At 35.5% G+C, this 14,513-nt stretch carries 14 protein-coding genes; 7 read left to right on the top strand and 7 right to left on the bottom strand.

All coding sequences use genetic code 11. The features are described 5' to 3' along the window. The first annotated feature begins 233 nt into the window (after positions 1-233). The 4 genes from hemQ to BN1058_RS01735 all read left to right on the top strand — a co-directional run bounded on the left by hemQ (position 234) and on the right by BN1058_RS01735 (position 2,405). Positions 234-980 carry a hydrogen peroxide-dependent heme synthase gene (gene hemQ / locus BN1058_RS01750; protein WP_090851984.1) on the top strand — a complete coding sequence of 249 codons (747 nt, stop codon included), beginning with the start codon at positions 234-236 and terminating at the stop codon, positions 978-980. A gap of 187 nt (positions 981-1,167) precedes the next feature. Next, positions 1,168-1,587 carry a cell wall hydrolase gene (locus BN1058_RS01745; RefSeq protein ID WP_090855883.1) on the top strand — a complete coding sequence of 140 codons (420 nt, stop codon included), beginning with the start codon at positions 1,168-1,170 and terminating at the stop codon, positions 1,585-1,587. An 18-nt stretch (positions 1,588-1,605) separates the two neighbouring features. After that, a complete protein-coding gene (gene gerQ, locus BN1058_RS01740; RefSeq protein ID WP_255306947.1) occupies positions 1,606-2,091 on the top strand; it encodes a spore coat protein GerQ in 486 nt (161 codons plus the stop codon). Positions 2,092-2,156: 65 nt separating this feature from the next. Then, complete coding sequence (locus tag BN1058_RS01735) at positions 2,157-2,405, top strand: hypothetical protein (RefSeq protein ID WP_090851981.1); 249 nt, start codon at positions 2,157-2,159, stop codon at positions 2,403-2,405. On the opposite strand, the gene BN1058_RS01730 is transcribed toward BN1058_RS01735, so the two are convergent. Together BN1058_RS01730 and BN1058_RS01725 are read right to left on the bottom strand one after the other, a co-directional pair. Next, on the bottom strand, positions 2,398-2,766 hold the full coding sequence (locus tag BN1058_RS01730; protein ID WP_090851978.1) for a DUF423 domain-containing protein: 369 nt from the start codon (positions 2,764-2,766) through the stop codon (positions 2,398-2,400). The two genes, BN1058_RS01735 and BN1058_RS01730, sit on opposite strands and share 8 nt — an antisense overlap. Positions 2,767-2,793: 27 nt before the next feature. Continuing rightward, entirely contained in the window at positions 2,794-3,093 is a 300-nt protein-coding gene (locus tag BN1058_RS01725; protein WP_090851975.1) for a YwdI family protein, read from the bottom strand. Positions 3,094-3,321: 228 nt separating this feature from the next. On the opposite strand from BN1058_RS01725, the gene BN1058_RS01720 reads away from it, so the two are divergent. Continuing rightward, positions 3,322-4,191, top strand: coding sequence for a fructosamine kinase family protein (locus tag BN1058_RS01720; protein ID WP_255306946.1), 870 nt, complete (start codon positions 3,322-3,324; stop codon positions 4,189-4,191). A 52-nt stretch (positions 4,192-4,243) separates the two neighbouring features. On the opposite strand, the gene BN1058_RS01715 is transcribed toward BN1058_RS01720, so the two are convergent. Both BN1058_RS01715 and BN1058_RS01710 read right to left on the bottom strand, forming a co-directional pair. After that, complete coding sequence (locus tag BN1058_RS01715; RefSeq protein ID WP_090851972.1) at positions 4,244-5,260, bottom strand: acyltransferase family protein; 1,017 nt, start codon at positions 5,258-5,260, stop codon at positions 4,244-4,246. A 219-nt stretch (positions 5,261-5,479) separates the two neighbouring features. Further along, a complete protein-coding gene (locus BN1058_RS01710) occupies positions 5,480-6,730 on the bottom strand; it encodes an aminopeptidase (RefSeq protein ID WP_090851968.1) in 1,251 nt (416 codons plus the stop codon). 143 nt (positions 6,731-6,873) lie between these two features. Here BN1058_RS01710 and BN1058_RS01705 point away from each other — a divergent pair, with 143 nt between their 5' ends. Beyond that, the gene (locus BN1058_RS01705) at positions 6,874-9,945 is read left to right on the top strand and encodes an efflux RND transporter permease subunit (protein WP_090851965.1); all 3,072 of its coding nucleotides are present in this window, start codon (positions 6,874-6,876) and stop codon (positions 9,943-9,945) included. A gap of 59 nt (positions 9,946-10,004) precedes the next feature. Here the strand turns inward: BN1058_RS01705 and BN1058_RS01700 are convergent, their stop codons facing one another. The 3 genes from BN1058_RS01700 to BN1058_RS01690 form a co-directional block, all read right to left on the bottom strand. Next, positions 10,005-11,399: an L-cystine transporter gene (locus tag BN1058_RS01700; RefSeq protein ID WP_090851962.1), complete on the bottom strand. Its 1,395-nt coding sequence runs from the start codon at positions 11,397-11,399 to the stop codon at positions 10,005-10,007. Between the two features lie 185 nt (positions 11,400-11,584). After that, positions 11,585-12,031 carry an OsmC family protein gene (locus BN1058_RS01695; protein ID WP_090851959.1) on the bottom strand — a complete coding sequence of 149 codons (447 nt, stop codon included), beginning with the start codon at positions 12,029-12,031 and terminating at the stop codon, positions 11,585-11,587. Positions 12,032-12,185: 154 nt separating this feature from the next. Continuing rightward, positions 12,186-12,953: a TerC family protein gene (locus tag BN1058_RS01690; protein ID WP_090851956.1), complete on the bottom strand. Its 768-nt coding sequence runs from the start codon at positions 12,951-12,953 to the stop codon at positions 12,186-12,188. A gap of 453 nt (positions 12,954-13,406) precedes the next feature. Between BN1058_RS01690 and BN1058_RS01685 the strand changes: the two genes are divergently transcribed. Next, positions 13,407-14,489 carry an AI-2E family transporter gene (locus BN1058_RS01685; RefSeq protein ID WP_090851953.1) on the top strand — a complete coding sequence of 361 codons (1,083 nt, stop codon included), beginning with the start codon at positions 13,407-13,409 and terminating at the stop codon, positions 14,487-14,489. Positions 14,490-14,513 lie beyond the last annotated feature (24 nt).

Genomic DNA, 14,513 nt, shown 5'->3' with positions numbered 1-14,513 from the left:
GAAATCAAGCAGTTAATTTGCTTTTTTCCCAGCTACCATTTCCTGTTTGATTTTTGTCTAAATCATGACAATTTAATCATTCATTATTACTAACATGTAATGACACCTGTTCGTAGCCATTTATTCCTTTATAAAGTAAGCATTCTGCATGTTTACTATACCCGTTTTATGGTATATTAAAAGCTGATAGGAAATATCAAATAGAAATTATTATAAAGTAAGGAGCGGTTACTATGGCAGAAGCTGTAGAAACAATGGATGGTTGGTATTGCTTACATGACTTAAGAAAAATAGATTGGCAAGCTTGGAAACAAGCCACAGCGTCACAAAGGGATGCAGCAATCACTGAATTTCAAGAACTGCTAACAAAATGGGATGTAATAGATGAGGAAAAAAACGGCAGTCACGCTGTCTATTCCATTTTAGGACATAAGGCGGATCTAATCCTCATGGTTCTCCGCCCTACACTAAAAGAATTACAAGAGGTCGAGTTGTCATTTAATAAAACAGCATTAGCTTCCTTTACAAAGCAAACCTATTCCTATGTTTCAATTGTAGAATTGTCGAAGTACATGGCAAAGGAAGGAGAAAAGCCTGAAGAACATCCTGGAACACAAGCAAGGTTGCGTCCTCGCTTACCAAAATGGGAGCATCTTTGCTTCTATCCAATGGATAAAAGACGTCAAGGTGAGGATAATTGGTATGTGTTACCCATGGATGAGCGTCGCCGTTTAATGTATGAACATGGAATGACCGGGAGAAAGTACGCTGGGAAAATTCGTCAAATCATTACTGGTTCCATGGGATTCGATGATTGGGAATGGAGTGTTACTCTATTTGCTAAAGATGCATTAGATATTAAAAAGTTAGTATATGAAATGCGTTTTGATGAAGTCAGCGCTCGTTTTGGTGAATTCGGTTCTTTTTATATAGGTAATATTCTTCCAAAAGATGAAGTGCCGAGCTTTTTACAAGTATAATTATTTTTTATCACACGAATAAGATCTCGCTATATATAGTGAGATCTTTTTTTATACGTTAAAAACGGTGTGTCATCATTTATACCAAGAACAAATCTAATAACAAAATAAAAATTCTTTCATCATTTTATTTTCTGCTGCATAGGTATATGTAGTGGGACGATTGGTACAAAAGCGAGGTGAAGCGATGGCTGTAGTTCAAAACACAAGCAAAGATGTGGATTTACTTGCCCGATTAATGCGAGCTGAAGCAGAAGGTGATGGTCGACTAGGTATGCTAATGGTTGGAAATACCGGAATCAATCGTGTGCGAGCGGATTGTTTAGACTTTAAAAATATCAGATCCATTAACAATATGGTCTTTCAAAGCCCTGGTGGATTTGAAGCTACACAAAAGGGATATTTTCATCAGCGTGCCAGAGAAGCAGATCGCGAACTAGCAAGGCGCGTCATTAAAGGAGAACGATTTCACCCAGCCACACGTTCATTATGGTTTTTTAGACCAGAAGGAAGTTGTCCATCACAATGGTTTGGCCAATGGAATTCTGGCAGATATAAATCACATTGTTTTTTTGCACCTTTAGCTTCTGAGTGCCCGAACGTATAAGAGAGGAGTGTTATGTAAATGAGTGATGAAAACAAACAGCGTAACAAACAACAAAGTATGTATCAACAGCAAATGCAAGGCGGTTCGTATTATCCAGGAATGATGTATCAGCCAGGTTACACACAACAGCAACCGGTATATTATCCATCTTATGGTTATCCACCCTATCAAACACAGAGTCCACCACAAGACCAACCAAGTATGAGTCAACTGCCAGGAATGTTGCCTTTGGAAGAATCTTACATTGAAAATATTCTTCGTTTGAACAAAGGGAAAATCGCAACGATTTATATGACCTTTGAAAATAACGATCGATGGAATGCGAAAATATTCAAGGGAATAATTGAAGCGGCCGGAAGAGATCATATTATCTTAAGTGACCCGGAAACAAATAAACGCTATCTATTATTAACGATTTACTTGGACTACATTACATTTGATGAAGAAATCAATTACGATTATCCAAGATCTCAAAGAGCTAATCATTCCTATAAAGGGCGATAAGCATAAAGAATATCCCTTGCTCTTTCAAAAGGCAAGGGCTTTTCTTTTTGGAAAGGAGGGCTACAGTGAGACAACCATTTGAAAAATTGATTCAACTACAACTGATTTTATTGATTCTCGCTATCTTCGCTGGTTTTATGATGATGTGGACTGCAACCTTGTTTTTTTCATTTTTTGCTTGTATCGCTGTAATAAGCAGCTTCTTTATTGAAGGATATATTGAACTTAAGAAGGGATATATCACACAAGCTGGTCATCAGATGATTCGAGCCATTCTTCTTATTATTTTTATTAGTTATTTATATATCACATGAATTTGATTGCTGCATAACCAAGTAAGACCCAGCCAATTAAAAATGCGAATCCACCGATTGGTGTAATCATTGCAAATGCCTTAAGGGATGTTGTTGCGTAAACATATAGACTTCCAGAAAATATAATAATACCTATAAGAAAAAACCAACCTGCCATTGAGATTGTGGATAGTTGGTATTTGGCTAAAAGAAGGGCAGTAACTAGGAGTGCACCAGTATGGAACATCTGATATTGAACTGCCTTTTCCCAAGTATTTAGCGCTTTTTCTGTAAGTTTCCCTTCTAATCCATGGGCACCAAAGGCCCCTAAAGCAACTGCTAAAAAGCCATTAATGACGCCGAATAGCATAAAGAGTTTCATTGTTTATTCTTCCTTTCCGACTAGAAATTAGAAATCAAAAATGGAATCCCCATTAGCCTCTTTTTCTTCTAATTTTTTTGGTTGATTTATCGTTTGACTCTGCATATCTCCCATCATTTTTTGTAATTCCAACTCATTTGAAGTAGGATGTTTTGATGAAGAAGCAGCATTAGGATTTGATAGCTCTTCTTCTGTATCTATTAATAAATCACATAATAGACGAATTGATTTTGCGTGTGCTTTTACTTCCAATGACTGATTACTTATCTCAAGCGCCTCTTTCACTTCTTGTAACATTTTTTGCAATACTTGTTCATTACGAATCATTTTCATCCCTCCTGTTGTTTACTACCACCAAAATAATCATTCAAAGCTTATTCATTATTAAAGCTAAAATAACTGTTTTAAAAATAAAACTGTCATCATTATTTTACATGATCAGAAATGTAAAATCCAAACCCTAGCTTTATTCATTACATCTAACTTTAAACATCTAGTGGTCTGCTTGATTCGTTTGCATATAGCACGTATCATAGCTATAAAGGATGTGATCGTGTGAAACAACAATTAAAATATGCGCTAAAACAGATGGGTGATGATTCACTAATTCAAACCATCACCCCTGTGACCGGTGGTGATATTAATCAAGCATACCATGTCCAAACCAACCAGCATAACTATTTTGTTAAGCAAAACGATGGTGTTCCTTCACATTTCTTCTATTTCGAGGCGAAAGGGTTATCACTAATTGAGCAAACGAATACGATTGCTGTACCGCATGTTTACTATTACAACGAACCAATTGGATCTGAACAAGCCATCATCATTATGGATTGGATTGAAGGAGATGTAAACAGTGAAACCACCGCAACATTAGGTTACCACCTTGCAAACATGCACCAAGATACGTCTAATTATTTCGGTTTAGATCAGCATGGTTTTATTGGTTTAATTGACCAGCCTAATCAATTCACATCAAACTGGGTGACTTATCTTCAACAATATCGGCTGATCCCTTTGTTAGAAAGAGCTACTAAACACAATCTTTTACCAAAATACAGGAGAGAAAAATTAGAGAAATTGATTGATAATCTTACGAATTGGTTACCACATTCTCCAAAAGCATCCCTTCTACATGGAGATCTATGGGGTGGAAATTGGCTTGTTGGCCCTAATGGGAACCCCTATCTGATTGACCCTGCTGTTTTTTACGGTGATCACTTATTTGAACTAGCATTCACAGAACTTTTTGGTGGCTTTCCACAAACCTTCTATGATGCATATCAAGAAGTATTTCCAATCGAACCGTATTATGAAGATGTAAAACAAATCTACCAACTTTATTATTTACTCGTCCACCTTATTCTGTTTGGTGAAGGATATGGCGCTGCGGTCGATCGTGTCTTAGCGTATTACATTCATTGATAATAGAAAAAAATAAAAGCTGATGAAAAATTTTCTTTCCATCAGCTTTTGCCTACTGCAATAATTCTCTATTCTTCCGTTCTTTTCGTTTATCTATCCATCGTCTTAACTGTGTTATTTTTCCTTCAATGAATGGTTGAAACGAAACAAACACTACTCTACTAGAAAGTAATAATACAATAAACATAGATAGCATCGCCAATCCTACTACATCTAACATTCGACCGACTTTAAACCAGCCAGCTTCTCTAAAAAATTGAATAAACAACCCATGTAATAAATAGACATATAACGTCTGTTTACCAAACTTTGTCCAGCTATATGTTTTCCACGGAATCCAAGCAAAGACACCGCAAGTTATTATTATTGCCAATAAATATACTCCAAATCGAATAACGCCACCCCAAATCGGCTGTCCCATCTCACTATAAGAAAAAGAGCCTAATAACCAACTCGAAGAAAAAGATGGTGTTACAGTTAAAGCTATCATTACTACACTAAATACAAGTAAAGTAGTCCCTTTCACTAAAGGGTGGGATAATTTTATTAACTGCTCTTTAGACAACCAATAGCCGATCAAAAAGAAAGGAAAGAAAACAAAGGTTCTAGAAAGACTAAGTGCATGTCCAATGACATCGATATACCCAACAATAATGCCTATCTCAACAGCAATGATTATACTGAATATAGACGGTATTTTTTTAAACACAATCAACAAGATATGCCAACAAAACAAACTTAATAAGAACCACAGAGCCCAATGAGGTTTATACCATGCTGTTTGCCAACCAGTATCTCCAATCATGTAATAATAGCCAGAATATAATAGTTGAAAGATAAGGTAAGGCATAATCAATTTTCTGCACAAACTCCAAATATATCCTAAATCTCCAACCCCTTTTGCAAAAAAACCACTAAGTAAAATAAAAGCTGGCATATGAAAGATATAAATAAAATAATATAATACTTCGATTACTTGATTATCTGTAAATGGCTGAATCATATGGCCAAACACAACAAGAAATATTAGAATAAATTTTGCATTATCAAAGAAAGCCTCACGTTTCATATGGTTCACCCCTAAAAAAACATCTATATCTTTTCTATTGTAGTTATCAGTCTCTAAACTATACCCGATATAATAAAAGATTCGTTCTATTAAAGCTAATTTAATGGGATTGTAAGTGAGTTGTTAAACAAATGTAATAAAAATGGAATGCAACCGACCTTAAAATAAAAGTCTTGTGCATTCCATTAGTTTGTTTCCATTCAATCGTATTATTTTATTCTACTTTAGGTTGTTAAAATCAATTGCCCAATTTCCTTTTCGAAAGATTGGCTCGGTCTCACCATCACTTGTTACCCCGTCAATATCCATATGGGCTGAACCAATCATAAAATCTTCATGGATTAAGCTATTATTCACACCAAACTGGTCCATTTCTTCTTCTGTCATCGCTGAACCGTTCTTTATGGTATTTGGATATGCTTTTCCAAGGGCAAGGTGACAGGATGCATTCTCATCAAATAAAGTATTATAAAAAATCAACCCTGATTGAGAGATGGGCGACTGATGAGGAACTAATGCCACTTCTCCTAATCGTTTTGCCCCACCTTGATCGGTTTCTAATAAATGTTTTAATGCTTCTTCTCCTTTTCCGGCAGTGAAATTAACCACTTTACCCTCTTTAAAGGTTAAAGAAAAATCGTCAATAATATTCCCACCATAGCTTAAAGGCTTGGTGCTCCTTACTGTTCCATGCACGCCATATTTATGTGGCATAGTAAACACTTCTTCTGTTGGAATATTTGCATTAAATGGTATACCATTCTCTGATCGACCAGAACCACCATGCCAAATGTGACCATCTGGTAACTCAATAATCAAATCTGTCCCTTCCGCTTTGTAAATTAATTTACAATATTGTTTTTTATTTAAATACTCTCTAGCCTTCTCTAATAGCTGATTATGCTGTTGCCATGCTTGTAATGGATCATCTTGATCAACCCGTGTAATAGAGAAAATTTGATCCCATAACTTTTCTTGCGCTTCCACAACAGATAGATCCGGAAAAACCTTCTTTGCCCAGGCTTTGGTTGGATAGCCTACAACGGACCAAGTGACACGATCATTCATGACATAATCCCGATAGGTTGTTAATGCTTGAGCACTTGCTTTATTTACTGCTGTAATTCGTTCTGCATCTATTCCATTTAACAAGTCTGGATCTGGGCCATAAATGGTTAATAACGAATATCCATCTCTAACCATTTCTAGCAAGCCATCTGCTTTCCACTTTGGAAATGTCTCTAATACATGCATAGGAGCATGTTTCATCTTTAAATAAGTAAGTTCTCCATCATTCCATTCAATATGTACATTCTTAGCTCCTAAATCATACGCTTTCTTCACGAGTAATCGAACAAATGGAGCAGCTTCAATCGGTGCATTAATAATTAATCCTTGTTTCAACTGAAGGTTCACCCCAGTTTCTAAGATTAATCGTGCATATTTTTCCATATTTAATGTTTGAGACATAATTATTTCTTCCTCCTTTTTAACATGTTCCTCTTTATTATTTCATACTTTTTTATGTATGAGTAGCGTTTTAAAAGTGATGGAGTGGGGTATTATCTGGTATACTAATATCACTTTACAAACTAAAATAAAGGGGGTTTATCATGAAGCATTTACTGCGATATCGAAAAATTGTTTGGGTATTTATTATACTATTAATTTTCACTGGGATTTTTACATATATCCAATTACCTAAACGAGATATTCCAGAAATCAATCAAAATATTGCTTCTATCTCTACAGTATATCCTGGAGCAACACCTAAAGAAATGGAACAGACGGTTACAAATCCAATGGAGGATGCCTTAGAAGATGTTGATGGCATCTCAGAAATGTCTTCCGCTTCAACTACCGGTTTTTCTACTATTACATTATCTTTAGATAGTGGTATAGATGCAAATAATGTGTATAGTTCGATAAGACAAACCGTTTCTGAAACATCTAAATCATTTCCAAGTGAAGTACAAACGCCCAGTGTTTCGACAGATTTAGTTAAATCTAACGTCGCTACCTATCATCTGTTAGCAGAAGATCAGCAATCATTGTATAGCTTCCGTGATCAGTTAGAACATTGGAAAGAAGAACTCACCTCTATTAATGGGGTGGAAGGTCTTTTAATAAAAGGACTTCCCGATGAACAATTGTCTATTTCAATCGACCCGGAAGCATTAGGCAAAAACCAAATTCAACCGAATCAAGTGATAACAGCAATCACAAATGCTACTTCTCCAAAGGCACTTGGTTCTGAACAAGAAGGCAACACACTTTACCAATTAACGATTAATTCAAATGAAAACCTAGAAGATTTAAAAGATATTTATCTTGCAAACAGTCCAGCTTCAGGCAAAGCGATTTATTTACATGATGTTGCTTCTATAGAACAAATCAACAAGCCAGCTTCAGATATTATTCGTTACGACGACAACTATGCACTCTCTATTACTGTCCAAGCCGAAGAAGGCGTTAATATTGAACAAATCCAGGCGAATATTACAGATAAAGTTGATACGTTAACTGCTGAATTACCTGAGGCTATTACAGTAGATCAATTTTATACACAAAGTACGGTTATTAATGAAGTCTATTCTAGTCTGATTTCTTCTTTCGTTATCTCATTAATTGCTGTATTAGTTATCATGCTACTTGGTTTACCTATTTCTTCAGCTATATTAGTTGCATTAGCTATACCAATTTCCATTATTGTTGGTTTAATTCCTTTACCATATGCAGGAGTAGACTTAAATCAAATATCGATTATTGGTATGATTGTAGCTATTGGCATTCTTGTTGACGATGCAATTGTGGTCAATGATAACATTCAACGTCGTTTCCAATTAGGCGATCCTGCACTAAAAGGAACCATTAATGGCGTACGTGAAGTCGGTGTTTCTATTATTACATCTACTTTAATGATTGTTTTCAGTTTCTTCCCTTTAACCTTTCTCTCTGGAAGTAACGGGGATTTTATTCGAGCATTACCATTAGCACTTATCTGTACGGTTCTTGCATCTACAGTATTAGCTCTAACACTTATTCCAACCGTACAATATACGAAGCAAAAGAATACAGACAAACAAAAACATAAGAGAAGGAAGAAAAAACGGGTTGGGGTACTTGGTCACTTGTTTGATAAGATCGAAAAGCTTTATGCTGATTCTATTATTCCGACAACATTGAAAAAACCTTGGTTAACAGTAAGTTTAGGGGTTGTACTTTGTTTGTTATTAGTGTTATTAGCATTTAAAGTTCCATTCGAATTTTTCCCTGCTGCTGATCGAGCGGAGGTAACTATTTCAGCAAGGTTAAGTCAAGGCACTACAATAGAAGATACCAATCAAACATTAGAAGAGATGGAAAACTATTTGCTTGAGCAATCAGATAAGATCACGGAAACCGTTGCCTATGCAGGAAGTGGACTCCCTGGTATTTTCAATTCTAGCATGACACGAACTGGTGAAAATACAGGCCAACTCGTTGTACGGGTTGATCGAGAGACAACAAGTGCATCTAATTTTATTGATGAATGGGAATCACCATTACGAGAGGCTTTTCCTAATGTGGAAATCTTCTTAGAAACCATTGTATCTGGGCCGCCTCCCTCTCCAAGTGTAGAAGTAAAGGTTCAAGGACCTGAAGTGGAGCAACTTGTTTCGATTGCAGACGATTTAAAACAGCAATTAGCAGATTTAGATAGTGCCAAAATTGTGACATCAAATACTAGCAAAGAACAAAATTATATTACTTATCAATTAGATCGTGAATTTTTGGCTAGTGAAGGAATAGATCCTAATCAAGTTATTGGGACACTTCAACTTGCCAATATTGGTATACCTTTAGGTAACTTTGACAATGGGGAAGAACGATTACCTATCCAATTGTCATTAGATGATGGAAATGCAGAAGGGATAGACCTAACAGAACTAAACTTGGCGGTACCAAGTAGTGATAATACTTCACCACCAAAAATATTATCTTATGATTCCTTTATAACAAAAGAAGCAAGTAATCAGATCGGAGCAATTCCACATTATAATGGAAATCGAACCATTACGATTGAAGGTTATGAAGTAGACGGTGAGGAACAGACATTTACGGAAGAAGCAGACAAAGTCATTGCTTCTCTGTCTGAAGACTTACCAGATGATTATCAAATTATAGAAGAAGGTGCTGCTTCTGCAGAAACAGCCTTTTTCGTTGAAGTAGCAAAACTATTCTTTATTGTGCTATTTCTTATCTATTTAACTATTGCTATCCAGTTTAATTCGCTATTAACACCTTTATTAATTACAAGTACCGTATTTCTTGCGATAACTGGTGCCATTGTAGGGCTGTTTATTTCTGGTGAACCATTAAGCTTCCTAGCAGTATTAGGTATTGTTTCCTTGTCAGGAATTGTTGTTCGAAATTCAATCTTACTCATTGAGTTTATTGAACAAAATCGAAATATTTATGATTCCGTACTACAGGCAATTATAGAAGCAGGCCGTGCAAGAGTTAGACCGATTATTTTAACAACCTTGACATCTATTGCAGCGCTTGTTCCTATCATTTTCACAGGAGATGTACTTTTTAGACCTCTAGCAGTTTCTATTGTATATGGATTGTTGTTCTCTACGATCTTAACGTTAGTGTTACTACCTGCATTCTATATTACAATGGACAAAATAAAAAAATAACAACGTAAAAAGCGTGGATTTCTTGATAAATCCACGCTTTTCTTATTCTTTTTTCCTTTTTATAAGCTTACATCTTTTTCAATTGCATCTGGATCATTAAAACGCTTGATATTCAACTTTTTCATTACTTTCGATGTTAATGTCCCTGAAAGCATCGCGTCATTAACGTTAAGTGCTGTACGCCCCATATCAATTAATGGTTCTACGGAAATAAGTAAACCAGCTAATGCAACCGGTAAGTTCATCGATGATAGTACGATTAAAGCAGCGAAGGTTGCACCACCACCAACTCCAGCTACACCAAATGAACTGATACCAATAATCAAAACAAGCTGAATAATAAATCCTGGCGCTAATGGATCGATTCCTTGTGAAGGAGCAATCATCACAGCTAGCATCGCTGGATAAATTCCTGCACAACCATTTTGACCAATTGTTGCTCCAAACGAAGCAGACATATTGGCAATTCCATTATGCACACCTAAACTGTTTCTTTGCGCTTGAATATTTAATGGAATCGTACCTGCACTTGAACGAGATGTAAAAGCGAAACCTAATACTGGTAATACTTTTTTAAGATAGGTGAAAGGATTCAAACCAAATCCTGCAATGAAAAGTAAATGAATAACAAACATAGCGAGTAAGGCAACATAGGATGCACCAACAAACTTACCTAATTCTAAAATCCCTGCAATATCTGTACGGGCAACTGTATTGGCCATTAAACCTAAAATACCATATGGTGTTAAACGTAAAATGAGTGTAACCATTCGCATAACAACAGCATAAATAGCGTTAACACCATTAATAAACCGTTTTGCTTCCTCTGGTTTTTTACGCCGAACACCTAATGCAGCAATACCAATAAAGATGGAGAAAATAACCACAGCAATCGTTGATGTTGCACGCTGTCCCGTCATATCTAAAAATGGATTAGATGGAATAAAGCTTAATATCTTTTCAGGTGTTGATAAATCTTGCACATCACCTAATCGTTCTTCTAATGCTATCCCTCGATCTTGCTCGGCCTGACCAATTTCAATTTGATCTGCATTCAGATCAAAAATTGCCGCACTCGTAATACCTACCAATGCTGCGATCATTGCCGTACCTACTAAAAACACAAGTATCCATGCAGACATCTTACCTAAATCTGCTGATTTTTCTAAATTAATGATAGATTGAATAATAGAAACCATAACAAGAGGAATAACGATCATCATTAAAAGTGATACATACCCTCTACCTGCAATGTTATACCAATCTGTTGTCACACTAACAACCTCAGAATCTGCCGAATAAACTATTTGCAGAAAAGCACCAAGTACAATACCTAGACCTAACCCAGTAAAAACACGTTTACTGAATGATACATGCTTCTTCTGCATATAAAATAATAAACCGATAATTGCGAGCATAATCACGATATTTAACACAATAAATAAAGTATCCACGTAAATCCTCCTTGTATGTTGATAAAATTAGTCGGAATTAAAACTAACGTATAATACATTTAATTCCGATGGTTTTACTGTATTATACTAAAAGAAAGGTAAAATGATGTCAAGTTTTTTCAATTAAAATAAAATTGATTTTAATTAACTACCCGTAGCTAACCTGTAGTTATTAGTAAAAAGCATTACGCTTTTGATAAATCAGAAATCACCGCCAACTCGACATTACCTTGAATTGCTTTAGAGATCATACACGTTTTTTCTGCTTTCTGTACTAGATCATGTAATTGGGAAAGTTGTTTTGCAGTCGCATCCGATTTTAATCTTACCATTGGATAATGCGTTATTTTTTTATAGGTAAAAACGCCTTTCGTTACATCGACATCCCCGATTGATTCAAGCTCCATATGAGCCAAAGGTAAGTCAGCACGCTCGATCATTGCTGCTAATGTAATTATATAACAAGTAGATGCAGCGCCAAGTAACATTTCATCCGGATTAGTGCCTATTCCTGGACCATCCATTTCAGTAGGAATTGATATTTTTGTTTGGAGATTACCTGATTGAATGCTCCCAACACTATTTCTCCGACCAGGCCAGTTTGCTTTTAAATGGAATTGATGAATAGTCATAAAACCTTCCTTTCTTCTTACTTATTTGTTATTATACCGTTCTTAATGATTCGAACAAAACACAATGCTTTCTTAACGCAAAAAAACTCCTTTTAAGTATAAACAGTGTTTCATTTTTAATCTGTTCACCTTAAAAGGAGTATATTAAACCTCACTATGCTGATTCGGTTTCTTTTTTACTTGAAGAGAACCACCCTACTACCGCAATTCCGACAAGTACAATGTAGAAAATGAGTTTCCAAGCTAAGGAATGGGCAAAGTCATGCGGTAAGATATGAATAGCATCATGTGCTAGTACACTGATAACTAACTTAATACCAACCCAACCTACAATAACAAAAGCGGCCACTTCTAAACCGGGACGTTCATGCAGTAAACGCACAAACACGTTCGCGGCAAATCGCATAATAATGATTCCAATCATTCCACCAGCAAATACAACCATAAACTGTGCAGCATCGAGACTACCGATCGATGGAAGACTTGTTTCTGGTAATGCTACAGCTAAAGCAACCGCTGCTAATATTGAATCTACGGCAAATGCTAGATCGGCAAATTCAACTTTTAAAACAGTCATCCAAAAACTACTACCTGTTTTCTCTTCATCTGAATTCTCATCACTTTGATCTGGCTTTTTCTTAAAACGATCATATAAATGTTTACCTGAGATAAACAATAGATATAAAGCCCCTATTGCTTGTACTTGCCAGACATCTACTAAAAATGAAATAACAAACAGTGAAGCAAAACGTAATACAAAGGCACCTGCAAGCCCGTAAAATAAAGCCTTTTTCCTCTTCTCATCCGGTAAATGTTTAACCATGATCGCAAGTACTAATGCATTATCAGCTGCTAATATACCTTCCAATCCTACAAGAACAATAAGTACCCAACCGTACTCTATTAGTAATTGAACATCCATACACGCTTCTCCTTTTCCCCTTGACTAGTGCTTATCCTTTTCACACAATGATTTTAGGCAAAAATATAGACCTCTACCACTGCATGCAGTTGGTAAAGGTCTTGCTTACAACGCCCGTTGCCTATTATGCCGGAGATTTCTCTCGGAATGACGACATAATAATAATAGCTACTCCCCTTTATATCACTATTAAGTATCATAGAAGGGAACTCACTTTTTGTCAACCAAAAGGTATAGGATACATCCTCGTTATATAGAACCTTTTAAGCTTACATACTATGAACCATTGTTATTTTAATACCATAATTATGGTATTAAAAAACAAAAATGGTCTATTAATTGTTTAAATAGGGTAAACTAGATTCATATAATTAGCATTTGTAAAAGTATGCTATTCCGAATAAATTATGCTATTCTAATACTACCAGTATAAAAAGAAAGGTGTTGACTTGCTTGTTACAAAAGAAGAGTACCCGGATACTTGTTACAACAATTTTAATATTTTTATTAATTTATCTAATTTCCATTACAAACTTTATTTTTGCTCCTGTAGCGGCTTATCTTGCTGCAATAGCAGTCCCTATCATTGGAGCAGGATTAATTTTTTACATAACTAATCCACTTGTTAACTTACTAGAGAAATATAAAGTACCTCGTATTCTTGGTATTATAATTGTCTTTCTTTTAATATTAGGTTTAGTCTTTTTTGGCATTAATTTTGTTGCACCAATTGTACAACAGCAATTTATTAAATTAGAAAAGAGTCTTCCTAATATGGTCGAGGCTGCAGAAGATTTAATCAATTTATGGAAAAATCGTCAAAGCTATTTTCCAAAACAGTTAGAATCAACGATTCAAAATATAACCAACAACTTGAGTACATATGTGGAGAATATTACGGGATCTTTAGTAGATGCAATTGGACAAATTTTTAGTTTTGTTTTTTCTTTCTTTTTAATCCCATTTTTCTTGTTCTTTATGTTAAAAGATGGGGACAAATTCATCCCATTTATTACACAGTTTCTCAGCGATGGTAAATCAGCAAGCTTAAAAAAATTAGCTAGTAATATTAACCATACGTTAGCTTCTTTTATACAAGGGCAATTTATTGTCAGTTTGTGTGTTGGGATCATGTTATATATCGGATACATCATTATTGATTTACCTTATTCGTTAACACTCGCATTATTCGGTGTTGTAATGAATTTAATTCCATTTGTAGGTCCTTTTCTATCCGCCATTCCTGCAGTTATTGTAGGTTTTTTCCAAGAGCCAATGTTAGGTATCTGGGCTGCAGTAGTAATGATTATTGCGCAACAAGTCGAAAGTAATTTCATTTCACCTAATGTAATGGGGAAAGTATTAAAGATTCATCCTCTAACTGTAATTACTTTAATATTAGCTGCTGGCGGTATCGCTGGGTTCCTTGGTTTGTTGTTTATTATACCAATGTATGCTGTGATCAAAACAATCATCTCACACTTCTATCACGAATGGAGAGAACGTCAACCTGCTGATGAAAAAGAGATTATTTAATAGAAATAGGGTTCGTCCATTCAT

Source organism: Paraliobacillus sp. PM-2, assembly GCF_001368815.1.
Classification (GTDB): domain Bacteria; phylum Bacillota; class Bacilli; order Bacillales; family Amphibacillaceae; genus Paraliobacillus.
This window is presented reverse-complemented; position numbering and strand designations above follow the sequence as displayed.

Bases quoted from the DNA above. Each gene is read 5' to 3' on its own strand.
- BN1058_RS01745 (WP_090855883.1), top strand. From the start codon at position 1,168: ATGGCTGTAGTTCAAAACACAAGCAAAGATGTGGATTTACTTGCCCGA.
- BN1058_RS01730 (WP_090851978.1), bottom strand. From the start codon at position 2,766: ATGAAACTCTTTATGCTATTCGGCGTCATTAATGGCTTTTTAGCAGTT.
- BN1058_RS01710 (WP_090851968.1), bottom strand. From the start codon at position 6,730: ATGTCTCAAACATTAAATATGGAAAAATATGCACGATTAATCTTAGAA.
- gerQ (WP_255306947.1), top strand. From the start codon at position 1,606: ATGAGTGATGAAAACAAACAGCGTAACAAACAACAAAGTATGTATCAA.
- BN1058_RS01690 (WP_090851956.1), bottom strand. From the start codon at position 12,953: ATGGATGTTCAATTACTAATAGAGTACGGTTGGGTACTTATTGTTCTT.
- BN1058_RS01705 (WP_090851965.1), top strand. From the start codon at position 6,874: ATGAAGCATTTACTGCGATATCGAAAAATTGTTTGGGTATTTATTATA.
- BN1058_RS01715 (WP_090851972.1), bottom strand. From the start codon at position 5,260: ATGAAACGTGAGGCTTTCTTTGATAATGCAAAATTTATTCTAATATTT.
- BN1058_RS01695 (WP_090851959.1), bottom strand. From the start codon at position 12,031: ATGACTATTCATCAATTCCATTTAAAAGCAAACTGGCCTGGTCGGAGA.
- BN1058_RS01725 (WP_090851975.1), bottom strand. From the start codon at position 3,093: ATGATTCGTAATGAACAAGTATTGCAAAAAATGTTACAAGAAGTGAAA.
- hemQ (WP_090851984.1), top strand. From the start codon at position 234: ATGGCAGAAGCTGTAGAAACAATGGATGGTTGGTATTGCTTACATGAC.